Genomic DNA, 13,331 nt, shown 5'->3' with positions numbered 1-13,331 from the left:
CTCCTTTCTTAAGATTGTTCTTCTTCCCCGAACGATCTGGGTCTTCAAATCCTTTTGCCTAGAAACCAGTATATCACTTAAAGTCGATTTTGCGAGTATCACCAAGCCTACCGGTACCGGTAGGAAAGCGGTTTTGTTCGAAACGGCGCCTTCAAGGTGTCTTGACCTTTTTTGGACCGCAGGTGTTCTTTTGCCGTGGGGACAGGCATACAAATTTAAGGTGGGGGCGATGGGGTATGCATTTGTCCGTTAAGTGGTATCAGATGGATGGAGGGCAGGCCTTAAAGGAGCTAAAAAGCGACGCAGAACGGGGTTTGACCAGTCAGGAGGCCCGCCGTAGGTTACAAGAAAAAGGGTTTAATCTTCTTAACGAGCAGGGGCAGGTTTCCCCTTTTCAGATCTTTCTTCAGCAGTTTAACGATTTTATGGTATGGGTACTTTTGGCCGCTACGGCTATTTCAGCTTTCTTGGGCGAAGTAGCCGACGCCATCACCATTGTAGCCATTGTAATTATAAACGGCTTTCTCGGGTTTATCCAGGAGTACCGTGCCGAGCGTTCCATGAAGGTTCTTAAAGAAATGTCGGCTCCCTTTGCCAGGGTAATTAGAGATGGAGAACCGCAAAGGGTCCCGGCCCGGGAAGTAGTACCGGGCGACATACTCTTGGTGGAGGCAGGCGACCGCGTGGCTGCTGATGCGCTGCTTTTATGGTCTAGTGCATTAGAAGTCGAGGAAGCGGCTCTCACAGGAGAATCCCTTCCCGTGGTCAAGGAACCCGGGGCCTTAAAAGGAGAAGTCCCCCTTGGCGACCGTAAAAATATGCTGTTTCAAGGCACCCTGGTTACCCGGGGAAGGGGGAAAGCCTTAGTTGTAGCAACGGGGATGGACACAGAAATAGGAAAGATTGCCGGTATGCTCCTAGAGGTAGAGGATGAAGATACGCCCCTTAAGAAGCGCTTAGCCGGACTGGGGAAATGGCTGGTAGGCATCTGCCTTTTCATATGCGGGCTTATGGTGGTGGCCGGTGCTGCGCGGGGTGAAAATCTATACAACATGTTCCTTGCAGGAGTAAGCCTGGCGGTGGCGGCCATCCCGGAAGGGCTACCCGCTATAGTTACGGTTTGTCTGGCCTTAGGGGTACAGAGGATGGCTAAGCGCCAAGCTATTATCCGCAAGCTTGCAGCAGTGGAGGCCTTAGGATGCGCAACCGTCATCTGTTCGGACAAGACCGGCACTCTTACACAGAATCAAATGACCGTCAGAGAGCTTTGGGTAGATAATAAGGTATATCAGGTGACGGGAACAGGATATATTCCCCAAGGAGCTTTTTATGTTGAAGGCCGCAAGGCAGAGGTGGACGAAGCCCTAAAAGCGCTTCTTACGGCCGCAGCTTTGTGCAATAACGCCACGTTAAAAAGAAACGGGTTAACGATCAAAGGATGGTTACGGGGTAGAAAGGGCAGTCCTGTATGGTCAATTAACGGGGACCCGACAGAAGGCGCCTTGCTGGTGGCGGCCGCCAAGGCCGGAATTTGGCGGGAGCATCTAGAGCGTGCTGCCCAGCGCCTTCAGGAGTTTCCCTTTGAACCCGAACGCAAAAGGATGAGCGTCGTTTACCAGAGAAATGGCAGGCGCTGGGCGTACGTTAAGGGGGCTCCGGACGTTGTTTTGGGCCTGTGCAATTCTGTTTACCATAAGGGCAAAAAGGTTCCACTTACAGCGGAACGGGCACAGGCTATAGAACGGCAAAATGAAGATATGGCCCGCCGAGCTTTCCGAGTTCTGGCCCTGGCCTTCCGGGAACTGCCTTCAGGGGTGAGTAGCGCCGAAGAGGTAGAGCGAGATCTCACCTTCCTGGGTTTGGCCGGTATGATCGATCCTCCCCGGCCGGAGGCCCAAGAAGCAGTTCGGATCTGCCAACGCGCTGGGATTAAAGTAGTGATGATCACCGGAGACCACCGGCTTACAGCCCAGGCCGTGGCGCAGGAGCTGGGGCTTCCTGCAGGAGACGATCAGATCTTGACAGGTTCCCAGCTGGATTCTTTAAGCGATCAAGAACTGATCCGGGCCGTCAAAGACGTTTCCGTGTACGCTCGCGTTTCACCGGTGCACAAACTGCGCATTGTCCGAGCACTCAAGGCTAATAGCCACGTAGTGGCCATGACCGGTGATGGAGTAAACGATGCACCTGCCATTAAGGAAGCTGACATAGGGATAGCTATGGGTAGAACGGGCACCGACGTAGCCAAAGAGTCGGCGGCCATGATATTGGCAGACGATAACTTTGCGACCATAGTTGCTGCTGTGGAAGAAGGGAGGGCCATCTATACCAACATCCGGAAGTTCATCCGTTACCTTTTGTCTTGTAATGTGGGAGAGGTTTTAACTATGTTTGTAGCCGCGTTAGCAGGCTTACCTTTACCCTTGCTTCCCATTCAGATACTATGGATGAACTTGGTGACGGACGGGCTACCAGCCCTGGCTTTAAGTCTAGATCCACCCGAACCTGGGCTTATGTCCCGCCCGCCTTACCCGCCGGGAGAAAGCATATTTGCTCGTGGTCTGGGTTGGCGTATCTTAAGCTTAGGGATGGAGATAGGTTTGGTAACCTTGGGGGTGTTCCTTTTAGGCCTTTTTTTGGGGGAAGGGGACCTACCTACGGCCAGGACCATGGCCTTCACCTCTTTAGTTATGGCCCAGCTGTTTGCCGTCTTCGAGTGCCGTTCAGAAACCCAATCTCCCTTTGCTGTGGGGTATTTCAGCAATAGATACCTAGTACTGGCCGTAGCCTGCTCTTTGGCCATGCAGCTTTTAGTACTTTATGTACCGCTACTTCAAGCGGTCTTTGATACAGTTCCCCTCAATCCCTTTCAATGGTTATTAGTTCTTCTGGCTTCCGGGTGGCGGACGTACCTGGCCGGTATAGGTTATTACCTCATAAGACCGATTTGGCGTATCTTGTTAGAAAAACCTAGCGCATTAGGCTGAAATCGTGTTAAAATAACCCTCGAGATGGCTAAACTACGGAGCCACACGGGGGAAAGGAAATGCACACCTTGCGTTTTACCAAAATGCACGGGTTGGGCAATGATTTCGTGCTGGTCAACGGTTTCCGGGAGAAAATAGAAGGGGATATGGGGCAACTTGCCCGGCGCATCTGCGATCGCCGGTTTGGAATAGGGTCTGATGGCCTTATTTTTCTTTTGCCTTCGGATGTGGCAGACATAAAGATGCGCATGTTTAACCCGGATGGCAGCGAAGCGGAGATGTGCGGTAACGGGATCCGTTGCTTGGCTCGCCTGGCCTATGAGGAAGGACTGGTTAGGGGTACGGTTATCCGGGTGGAAACGCTGGCCGGTGTCGTTGTACCTGAACTAATTTTGGACGGGGGTAAGGTAAGTCAGGTTCGCGTGGATATGGGTGAACCTAAGTTTTTGCGCCGGGAGATCCCTATGCTGGGAGAGGGGGATACGGCCGTAGAAATTCCTCTAGAGGTAGAAGGGGAAATATGGAAAGGTACGTGTCTTTCCATGGGCAACCCCCATTGCGTAATCTTTGTACCACGGGTAGAGGAGGCTCCGGTGAGCGAAGTGGGACCCAGGTTGGAGCATCATCCGCTATTTCCGCAGAGGACGAACGTGGAATTTATCGAAGTCCAAAGCCCGGCCGAAATAAAAATGAGGGTATGGGAGCGAGGAGCGGGAGAGACACTTGCCTGCGGGACCGGGGCTTGTGCGGCTGCGGTGGCCTCGGCTTTAACTGGCCGTACCGCGCGGGAGGTTGTTGTACATCTTACAGCCGGGGACCTTAAGATCGAGTGGGCAGCCAACAATCACGTCTTCATGAGCGGACCGGCAGTACGGGTCTTTGAAGGTATATACTACTTAGAAACCTAGTGTTTATAACACTCTCGCGTTGGTATAAGTATGTTTTGACTGCAGCTATCTACTAGAGCTTCCCCTTTACGTTATTTCCGGTCGTCGTTAACTTTAGGCTATGGTCTCTTTATATTACGAATTGGCCACTTCCTTTTAGAGCCCGGCCTCCCGGTCGAGCCCAAGGACAGTCTTTATTCTTACTTTGTTTCTTTAGTAAAATGAGCATACATAAGTAAGGAGGTAGGCTTATTACCATGGAGCTATCACAACGTCTTCAAAAAATACCCCCTTATCTTTTCGCCCGTATTGAAAAAAAGATCGAAGAAGCCCGGGAAAGGGGAGTAGATATCATAAGTTTAGGTATAGGAGATCCGGATTTGCCTACCCCCAGCCATGTCATCGATAAATTAGCCGAGCAGGCCCGGAATCCTGAAAACCACCGCTATCCTACTTCTGTAGGCCTGCTTTCATTTAGAAAGGCCGTTGCCAACTGGTACCGTGAGCGTTACGGAGTGGACCTCGATCCGCATAGAGAAGTAGTTACCCTGATAGGTTCTAAAGAAGGTATCGCACATATATCTTTTTGTTATGTCAATCCTGGAGACATAAATTTGGTTCCAGATCCCGGTTACCCGGTATATGGTTTGGGCACTCTACTTTCTGGGGGAGAACCCTACATTATGCCCCTTAAAGAAGAGAACGGTTATCTTCCGGACCTTACCTCTATACCTACAGATGTAGCTAAACGTGCCAAGCTCATGTTCCTCAACTATCCTAACAACCCCACAGGTGCCGTAGTACAGTCCAAGTTTTTCCAGGAAGTGGTGGAATTCGCCAAGACTTATGATATAATAGTCTGCCACGATGCAGCCTATTGCGAGATAACCTTTGATGGGTACCGTGCACCGTCTTTCCTAGCTACCCCGGGAGCTAAAGAGGTGGGTATCGAGTTTAATTCTTTATCCAAGCCCTACAATATGACAGGGTGGCGCCTGGGATGGGCATGCGGAAGGGCTGATGTGATAGAAGCCTTGGGCCGCCTTAAATCCAACCTGGATTCAGGTGTGTTCCAGGCCATACAGTATGCCGGTATAGCAGCCCTTACGGGGCCTCAGGATAGCCTGGAAGAAGCGCGCCGGGTTTACCGGTCCCGCCGGGATTTGGTGGTAGAGGGACTTAACTCCTTGGGGTGGCGTCTAACCAAGCCCTTGGGGACCTTTTATGTCTGGGCTCCGGTGCCTCCCGGTTACACATCCGAAAGTTTCGCAGAAACGTTACTGGATAAGGCGGGGGTTATTGTAACACCGGGTAACGGCTACGGGCATTATGGAGAAGGATATTTCCGTATAGCCTTAACTATTAGTGAGGAACGCATTAAAGAGGCACTTGAAAGGATAAGGCGCGCTTTGGGAAGGGTGAAATTTAGCTGATGCTTTGCAGCATGACCGGATTCGGCCAGGGTGAGGCCAAAGGAGAAGGTAAAATAGTAAAGGTCGAGATCAGAACCCTCAATAGCCGCTTCCTAGACATAGTAGTAAAACTTCCCCGGCCGTATCTAGCCCTGGAGGAGCGGGTCCGGAAAGAAATCAAAAATCGCCTTGCTAGGGGGCGTGTAGACGTATTTATAAGTATTAGCGAAGAAAATCCCGAAAATCAGCCCATATCCGTTGACAAAGGCCGTGCAATAGCTTATTATAGTGCTCTGAAGGAATTGGCACAAATTTTGGCGATTCCGGAGGATATTACCGCTTACCAGATTTTGTCTCTGCCGGACGTTTTGGTTATAAACGAACCCCAGTGGTCGGAAGAAGCCTTGTGGCCCGTAGTCCGAGAAGCTTTAGAGAAGGCTTTGGAGAAGTTAATGTCCATGCGCCTTTCCGAGGGGGCACGGTTACAGCAAGACCTGGAAGAGAGGGTGCAGACCCTGAAGAGGTATGTAGAGGCTATTTGCCAGCGGGCCCCTTTGGTGCCGCAGGAATATGCTTTGCGGCTACGGGAGCGGATAGCCGGGCTTGCGGGCGAAGGAGTATATTTGGATCCCGGGCGCCTGGAGGCCGAAGTGGCTTTTTTGGCCGAAAGGTGCGATATCCAGGAAGAGATAACGAGGCTTCGGAGCCATCTGGAGGAGTTGGATCAAAACCTTAAAGAAAGAGGACCCGTGGGGCGCCGAGCGGAGTTTATACTGCAAGAGATGTTCCGGGAGATTAACACTTTAGGAGCCAAGGCTAGCGACCTAGAGATAAGCCGCTGGGTTATAGCCTTTAAAACAGAGCTGGAGAAGATACGGGAACAAGTCCAGAATGTGGAATAACTTCTAGGAGGAGGCTATATGGACAAACTTATAAATATAGGTTTCGGTAATATCGTTTCTGCACGGCGTATTGTAGCCATAGTAAGCCCGGAGTCTGCCCCTATCAAGAGGATAATCCAGGAGGCACGGGACCGGGGTATGCTCATTGATGCTACTTACGGCCGGCGTACCCGCGCGGTTATTATCACGGACAGCGACCACGTTATACTTTCCGCAGTACAGCCGGAAACGGTGGCCCACCGCCTTTCTTCTCGGGAAACAGCCTCCAACGAGGAGACGGCCGAATAAATGAGAGGCCTACTTTTAGTAATATCAGGTCCCTCGGGGGCCGGGAAAGGTACTATTTGCCGTGCCTTACGAGCAAAAATACCTCAAATAGGTTATTCCATCTCGGCCACCACCCGCCCTCCGCGGCCGGGAGAAGAAGACGGAGAGAGTTATTTTTTTGTTGACCGGGAAAAGTTCCTAAAGATGGTAAAAGAAGGGGCGTTCTTGGAATGGGCAGAAGTATACGGGGAGCTATATGGTACCCCGCGCAAGCCGGTTGAAGAAGCCCTGGCCCGGGGTCAAGATATCATTCTGGAAATAGACACCCAAGGGGCGGCCCAGGTAAAGAGGTGTTATCCCGAGGGCGTCTTTATATTTGTTATCCCCCCTTCCTACGCTGAACTAGAGAGAAGAATTAAAGGGCGGGGTACGGAGAGCCCGGCAGCCATCAGTGACCGCCTCGCCTGGGTTAAAAAAGAGATGGACCAGCTCGATCTTTATGATTACGTGGTGGTAAATGACCGGGTGGAAGATGCGGTGGCTAAGATTGAAGCTATAATCATAGCTGAGAAATGCCGCACCAGGCGGCTAAAAAATACCGATTGGTATGAGCTCTTTTGGAGCTAAGGAGGGATCCTATGGACCGTCCTTCCATTGATGAATTATTGCGCCAGATAGATAGCAAATATGCACTAGCCGTTTTAGCAGCTAAGAGGGCGCGTATGCTTACTCACGCTCAATTTGAAAACTTGTACCCTAAGGGTACCAAACCTGTAACTGTGGCTTTAGAAGAGATAGCCCAAGGCAAACTTAAGATGGAATGGGGTAAGAAAAAGGCGTGAAAGTACTACAGGGCAAGAAAATAATCCTTGGTGTTTGCGGAGGCATAGCGGCCTACAAAGCGGCGGACCTTTGCCGGCTGCTGGTAAAAGAAGGAGCTGAGGTACAAGTTTTAATGACCCGGGCGGCCCGGGAATTTATCGCTCCATTAACTTTCAGTGTTCTTTCGGGCCGCCCGTGTTTAAGCGAAATGTTTGGGGAGGAAGGGGTAAACCCCCTGCTTCATATTGAGGTAGCTCAAGGGGCTGACCTGCTTTTGATAGCCCCGGCTACGGCCAATATCATTGCCAAGTTAGCCTGGGGGCTGGCCGACGATCTTTTAACAACCACGGCTTTGGCTGTCACCTGCCCGGCTATCCTTGCACCAGCCATGAACGTAAACATGTACAACAACCCTGCTGTACAAGAAAACTTGGACATTCTTAAGAGGCGGGGTTGGGGAATTGTAGAGCCTGAGGAAGGTGAGCTGGCCTGCGGTGTAAAAGGGAAGGGGAGGCTGGCTTCTTTAGAAAAGATAGTAGCTTATGCACGCAAGGCTTTATTTCCGCAGGATTTAGCCGGGAAAGTTTTTCTGATAACAGCTGGGGGTACCCGTGAGCCCTTAGATCCCGTACGTTTCATAAGTAACCGGAGTTCGGGGAAGATGGGACATGCTCTAGCCCAGGCGGCATGGGAGAGGGGTGCACGGGTGTTGCTTGTTAGCGCAGCTCAAGGGATAGAGCCGCCCTGGGGGGTAGAGTATTACCCGGTAGAGACAGCAGCCGATATGGCTGAAAAGGTGTTATCCCTGTTCCCCGAGGCAGACGTAGTTATAAAAGCTGCTGCGGTAGCTGATTTTCGGCCGGCAGAGGTGGCGGGAGAAAAGATAAAAAAGGGCGATTACAAAAGTTTTGTTCTTACCCTTGAACCTACTGTAGATATATTAGCGGAGCTAGGTAAGTCCAAGCGGCACCAGATACTGGTGGGGTTTGCTGCTGAAACCCGGGAACCCCTTAATGAGGGGGCCCTCAAGATGAAAGCCAAGAATGTAGATCTCATGGTCGTCAATGATGTGACCCTGGAAGGGGCTGGCTTCGGGAGCGACACCAACATTGTCACCCTACTTCGTCCCGATGGGCGGAAGGAAGAGCTGCCTCGACTACCTAAGTTAGAAGTTGCCCACCGGATCCTCAATGCTGTTAAAGAGTTACCTCGTTTTAAGGAAAAGGCCGAGATTCTTACACAGAAGGAGTGAGAAGCTTGGTACGCAGGTTATTCACTTCTGAGTCCGTAACTGAGGGTCATCCAGATAAAATGGCGGACAGCATATCCGATGCCATTTTGGATGCTATTTTAGAAAAGGACCCCCTGGCTAGGGTGGCTTGTGAAGTACTGGTAAGTACAGGTCTAGTACTGGTAGCCGGCCAGATCACTACGGAATGTTATGTGGACATCCCTAGGATAGTGAGGGAGACGGTACGCGATATAGGGTATACCCGGGCCAAGTTCGGTTTTGATTGTGACACCTGCGCAGTGGTTACCTCAATTGACGAGCAGTCTCCTGATATCGCCATGGGAGTAAACCAGGCCTGGGAAAAGAGAGAAGGGCTCGAGGATGATGAACTCGCTTCTTTAGGCGCGGGAGACCAGGGGATGATGTTCGGGTATGCCACCCGGGAGACGCCGGAGTTCATGCCCTTGCCCATCACGTTAGCTCACAAGCTGACTAAAAGGCTGGCTGAAGTTCGTAAACAGCGTATTCTTCCCTTTTTGAGACCTGATGGCAAATCCCAGGTGACCGTAGAATATGAAGGGGATAAACCCGTTCGGGTGGATACAGTAGTAATTTCTGCCCAGCACCGGCCGGATATCGACCTGGCCGACTTGAGAGAAGGAATTTTAGCCGAGGTTATTAGAAAGGTTATCCCCGAAGAGATGCTGGATAAAAACACTAAGTATTTTATCAATCCTACGGGGCGCTTCGTCATCGGGGGGCCGCAGGGGGACACGGGGCTTACCGGGAGAAAGATCATAGTAGATACCTATGGAGGCATGGCCCGCCACGGGGGAGGTGCCCTTTCGGGCAAGGATCCCACTAAGGTAGACCGGTCGGGTAGCTATGCAGCCCGCTATGTAGCCAAAAACATCGTAGCCGCAGGTTTGGCAGAGCGTTGTGAGGTACAGGTAGCCTATGCCATAGGGGTGGCACGTCCGGTTTCTATCTCTGTAGATACCTTCGGGACAGGCATACTTCCCGATGAAAAACTAGTAAATATAGTACGGGAACTTTTTGACTTACGTCCAGGGGCTATCATCCGCAACCTAGATCTACGCAGGCCTATTTACCGTCAGGTGGCAGTTTATGGCCATTTTGGCCGTAGCGATTTAGACCTTCCCTGGGAACGCCTGGATAAAGTTGAGGCCCTGCGGTCTGCAGCAGGATTGTAATTCTTAAATAAGAACGGGGGTATGGCTTTTGGAGCTCGCCTTTATCTTTTCCACCGCTTTTTTAGTGGGATTATCGGGTGCTTTAATGCCTGGCCCCCTTTTAACTGTAACCGTAGGAGAGAGTGCCCGGCGAGGATTCATAGCTGGGCCTCTTTTAGTTATGGGGCATGGTCTGTTGGAAGGACTATTGGTAGTGGCTTTGGCGTTAGGCCTTTCTTCGGTCTTTCACCATCCCCTTACAAGCAGAGTGGTGGCTTTGCTCGGTGGGAGTTTCCTCGTCTACATGGCTTGGGGCATGATCCGGGATGCCAGAAGCGGTAGGCTAGATTTTGAACCCAGTAAAACCTCCGGGGAGGCGGCTAGTCGAGAAGAGCCTTCTCGGGAGATCCGAGGTGTCGGCTTAAGGTTGATATGGACGGGGATCCTGGTTAGTTTATCCAACCCTTATTGGAGCCTGTGGTGGGCTACTGTAGGATTGAGTTATATCACCCTATCTTTACAGCAGGGAAGTTTAGGATTACTCAGCTTTTTTACGGGACATGTATTGTCTGACTTAATCTGGTATAGCCTAGTGGCGGCTTTGGTAGCCGGCGGGCGCCGTTTCTTTACCCCCAACCTATATCGGGGTATAATTTTGGCTTGTGGCCTTTTCTTACTGTTTTTAGGGGGCTCCTTTATTGTATGGGGGATAAGAAGCTAGGTGTTGATTGCGTTCAAGTTTAAAATAGCTCAAAAGGACGAATTGCGCAGTTATAGGAGGCTGTGCTATATTAATATCTGAGGTGGTTATTGGTGATCCTAGAGCCCACGGTAGTCAGACAGTTGGCGGCCAGCATTATATACCGGGCCGTTTTGGATTTGATTTATAAAGACGAACGCTCGCCTTACTGGCATAGCGCCAGGTCTTTTTTTGCTTCGCCCTGGTTTGAGGATCTGGCCGACTACCTGGGTTATGATATAGAGTCCGTCAGGAAAGCTGTAGATCAGATATGCGCCAACCGGGAATACTACCGTAACCTCCTGCGTTCGTTAAGTTAGCTGCTAGCCTTGATTTTTAGGTTGGGATAATGTTATAATCCCTTAAGAAAAGTGCTGATGTAGCTCAGCGGTAGAGCAGCTCACTCGTAATGAGCAGGCCGTGGGTTCGAATCCCACCATCAGCTCCAAAAAACCGGTGTCTATGCGGGTTTCGTGCCACATAACGTTTAACCGTGTGGTCACGACCCGCAATTTTTTTGCAAGCACTAAATCGCCTTCTACTCGAGTTTGGCAGTACCTAGCTAGAACCCCTTATAGGGTATTTTAAGGTTCCTTTTCACCTCCCGATCTGCTATAATGACCTGTGGATAAATCAGCCATTAGGATCGGACCTTGGGGATATGCTGGCTTCTGTTATTATCAATTCAAACAAACAGTGGGTGGGCCAGCCCTTGATTTATGAAATCCCCTCCCCTTTGATAGGCCAAGTGCATCTAGGAGCATGGGTGAGGGTTCCGGTAGGCAACAGGGAAGCAGATGGGGTTATAGTTGGCTTTTCTCAGGAGACTGCCATCCAAGGACTGAAGTCTATAAAAGAAGTGCTAGATCCCGAGTTACTGCCCGCACCGGTTGTAGAGCTTTTGTTATGGATGAGCGAATACTACCTATGTCTTCCGGGAGAAACTCTCCCCCTTTTTTTACCTCCCGCTTTGAAACGCCGCCAATGTTTCTGGGCCTGGCTGGGAGGGAAGGGCAGGGATGAGCTTGACCCTGCCCTATTTATTAATCCACTAACTTTTGAAGTAGCAACTTATTTAGCTAAGCGGGGCCGTGTGAGCCAGCGTTCCTTAAGACGTAGATGGTCGGATAAAGAGATAGGTTTAGCCTTAAAGGAACTTGAGGCGCGGGGTTTTGTAACCAGGCAATGGAACTGGGAGTTTAAGGAAGGCAAAAAAGGAGTTTCTTCCCTTGGGTTAAAAGACCAAGAATTTCAGAGCTTAGAGAAGCGGGTTATACACTTAACTTCCGAACAACAGTTGGCCCTTAAATTCCTGGAGATGGGTATTAAGGAAGGTAAAGGCAACTTTTTACTGCACGGGGTTACGGGAAGCGGGAAGACAGAAGTTTACCTGAGAGCTATTGCTTCCACTTTAGACCTGGATAGAGAAATTATCGTGTTAGTTCCCGAGCATTCCCTCATCCCACAGATGGCCGGGCGGCTAAAGGAGGCATTCGGGGACTTAGTGGTGGTCCTCCATGGAGATTTACCGGACGGGGAGCGTACGGCTGTCTGGGAGAAAGTGCGCAGTGGTGAGGCCAAAATAGTTGTTGGTACGCGTTCGGCTCTTTTTGCCCCTTTTGCTAAGCTCGGCCTTATAGTTATTGACGAGGAACATTCTCCAACCTACAAGAACGAGGCTAACCCCAGATATGATGCTAGGGAGGTAGCTTTAAAGCGGGGGCAGATCCAGGAGGCCGTAGTGGTTTTGGGTAGCGCGACCCCGAGCACGGAAGCTTATTTTTTGGCCTCTCGCGGCCACCTAAAATTGTTGGCTCTTAAGCAGAGGGTGGCCGGAGGGCAGTTGCCTAAGGTTGAGATAATCGATATGAGGGAAGAATATCTTGAGGGTCGTTCGGGTTATTTAAGCGCACGGTTACAAGAAGAGATACAGGCCACCTTACAGCGCGGGGAACAGGTCCTTCTTTTCCTTAACCGCCGCGGCTATGCCCCCCACGTTACTTGTCGCAGTTGCGGTTATGTACCTACCTGCACCAACTGCGCGGTTAGCTTAACGTACCATGCTGATGGGAAGTTACGCTGCCATTATTGCGGGTTAGTACAGAATTGGGAGGGAAGCTGTCCGCAGTGCAGGGGATCCCTGGCACTACTTGGCGCAGGAACCCAGAGGGTGGAGGCTGAAATCCGTGTCCTATTTCCCGAGGCCCGGGTTTTACGAGCCGACAGCGATAGCCTCAAAAGTCCCCGTCGGTGGCGGGAAATTTACAACCTGTTTTTATCCCGGCAGGCTGATATCCTTATCGGTACCCAGACCATAGCTAAGGGGATGGATTTTCCGGGGGTAAGTCTTGTTGGAGTTATTAATGCCGATATATCTTTGTTTCTTCCAGATTTTCGCGCCCGGGAGCGCACCTTTCAGCTTTTGACTCAGGTAGCGGGTCGGTCTGGCAGGCGTTCGGATAGGGGACTGGTATTGATCCAGACCTTCAATCCCGAGGATCCGGCCATAATGTTGGCTTCCCGGCAGGATTATGAAGGATTTTATCGGCTAGAGATCGCTTCTAGGCAGGCTCTTCGTTATCCGCCCTTTGTTAAGCTAGCACGTTTAGGGCTCGCTGGTCCTTATGAAGGAGAAGTGATAAGCGCCGCTTTTTCCCTGGCCAGGGTGTTAAAGGAGATAGGGAGTTCCGTAGAAATCTTGGGGCCCGCGCCGGCGGCTATACCTAAAGTAAAGGGTGAATATCGGTGGCAGCTCACTCTTAAAGCTCCCGGTTGGCATTTGCTCAAAGAAGCGCTGGAAAAAGCTTTGGAAAGGTACTGTTGCCCGCCGGGAATAAAACTAATTAAGGAGATAGGTCCGGTAAACCTGTGGTGACTGCGAAATAAGTAGT

General features: G+C 50.9%; 12 protein-coding genes and 1 tRNA gene. All 13 read left to right on the top strand.

Going from position 1 to position 13,331, the window contains the following annotated elements; all coding sequences use genetic code 11:
* The first annotated feature begins 236 nt into the window (after nucleotides 1-236).
* The 13 genes from L5656_RS00215 (at nucleotide 237) to priA (ending at nucleotide 13,315) form a co-directional block, all read left to right on the top strand.
* Nucleotides 237-2,987 carry a calcium-translocating P-type ATPase, SERCA-type gene (locus L5656_RS00215; protein ID WP_297197266.1) on the top strand — a complete coding sequence of 917 codons (2,751 nt, stop codon included), beginning with the start codon at nucleotides 237-239 and terminating at the stop codon, nucleotides 2,985-2,987.
* 68 nt (nucleotides 2,988-3,055) lie between these two features.
* Entirely contained in the window at nucleotides 3,056-3,895 is an 840-nt protein-coding gene (dapF, locus tag L5656_RS00210) for a diaminopimelate epimerase (protein ID WP_366017777.1), read from the top strand.
* 236 nt (nucleotides 3,896-4,131) lie between these two features.
* A complete protein-coding gene (locus L5656_RS00205; RefSeq protein WP_297197259.1) occupies nucleotides 4,132-5,307 on the top strand; it encodes an LL-diaminopimelate aminotransferase in 1,176 nt (391 codons plus the stop codon).
* Nucleotides 5,307-6,188, top strand: a complete 882-nt coding sequence (locus L5656_RS00200) for a YicC/YloC family endoribonuclease (protein WP_297197256.1) — start codon at nucleotides 5,307-5,309, stop codon at nucleotides 6,186-6,188. The genes L5656_RS00205 and L5656_RS00200 overlap by 1 nt, the downstream gene beginning before the upstream one ends.
* A gap of 18 nt (nucleotides 6,189-6,206) precedes the next feature.
* On the top strand, nucleotides 6,207-6,476 hold the full coding sequence (gene remA / locus L5656_RS00195) for an extracellular matrix/biofilm regulator RemA (RefSeq protein ID WP_297197252.1): 270 nt from the start codon (nucleotides 6,207-6,209) through the stop codon (nucleotides 6,474-6,476).
* Nucleotides 6,477-7,082, top strand: a complete 606-nt coding sequence (gmk, locus tag L5656_RS00190) for a guanylate kinase (protein WP_297197249.1) — start codon at nucleotides 6,477-6,479, stop codon at nucleotides 7,080-7,082.
* An 11-nt stretch (nucleotides 7,083-7,093) separates the two neighbouring features.
* The gene (rpoZ, locus tag L5656_RS00185; RefSeq protein WP_297197246.1) at nucleotides 7,094-7,297 is read left to right on the top strand and encodes a DNA-directed RNA polymerase subunit omega; all 204 of its coding nucleotides are present in this window, start codon (nucleotides 7,094-7,096) and stop codon (nucleotides 7,295-7,297) included.
* Entirely contained in the window at nucleotides 7,294-8,529 is a 1,236-nt protein-coding gene (gene coaBC, locus L5656_RS00180; RefSeq protein WP_297197244.1) for a bifunctional phosphopantothenoylcysteine decarboxylase/phosphopantothenate--cysteine ligase CoaBC, read from the top strand. Before rpoZ ends, coaBC begins: the two co-directional genes overlap by 4 nt.
* A 5-nt stretch (nucleotides 8,530-8,534) precedes the next feature.
* Nucleotides 8,535-9,722 carry a methionine adenosyltransferase gene (gene metK / locus L5656_RS00175; protein ID WP_297197241.1) on the top strand — a complete coding sequence of 396 codons (1,188 nt, stop codon included), beginning with the start codon at nucleotides 8,535-8,537 and terminating at the stop codon, nucleotides 9,720-9,722.
* Nucleotides 9,723-9,750: 28 nt separating this feature from the next.
* Complete coding sequence (locus L5656_RS00170; RefSeq protein ID WP_297197238.1) at nucleotides 9,751-10,422, top strand: LysE family transporter; 672 nt, start codon at nucleotides 9,751-9,753, stop codon at nucleotides 10,420-10,422.
* A gap of 92 nt (nucleotides 10,423-10,514) precedes the next feature.
* Nucleotides 10,515-10,760 carry a hypothetical protein gene (locus tag L5656_RS00165; protein ID WP_297197235.1) on the top strand — a complete coding sequence of 82 codons (246 nt, stop codon included), beginning with the start codon at nucleotides 10,515-10,517 and terminating at the stop codon, nucleotides 10,758-10,760.
* Between the two features lie 53 nt (nucleotides 10,761-10,813).
* Nucleotides 10,814-10,888, top strand: a tRNA-Thr gene (locus tag L5656_RS00160).
* A 213-nt stretch (nucleotides 10,889-11,101) separates the two neighbouring features.
* Nucleotides 11,102-13,315 carry a replication restart helicase PriA gene (priA, locus tag L5656_RS00155; protein WP_297197232.1) on the top strand — a complete coding sequence of 738 codons (2,214 nt, stop codon included), beginning with the start codon at nucleotides 11,102-11,104 and terminating at the stop codon, nucleotides 13,313-13,315.
* Nucleotides 13,316-13,331 lie beyond the last annotated feature (16 nt).

This window comes from Thermanaeromonas sp., assembly GCF_021890735.1.
GTDB lineage: Bacteria > Bacillota > DSM-521 > Neomoorellales > Neomoorellaceae > Thermanaeromonas.
The sequence above is the reverse complement of the archived record's forward strand: the minus strand, read 5'-3'. Positions and strand labels throughout refer to the sequence as shown.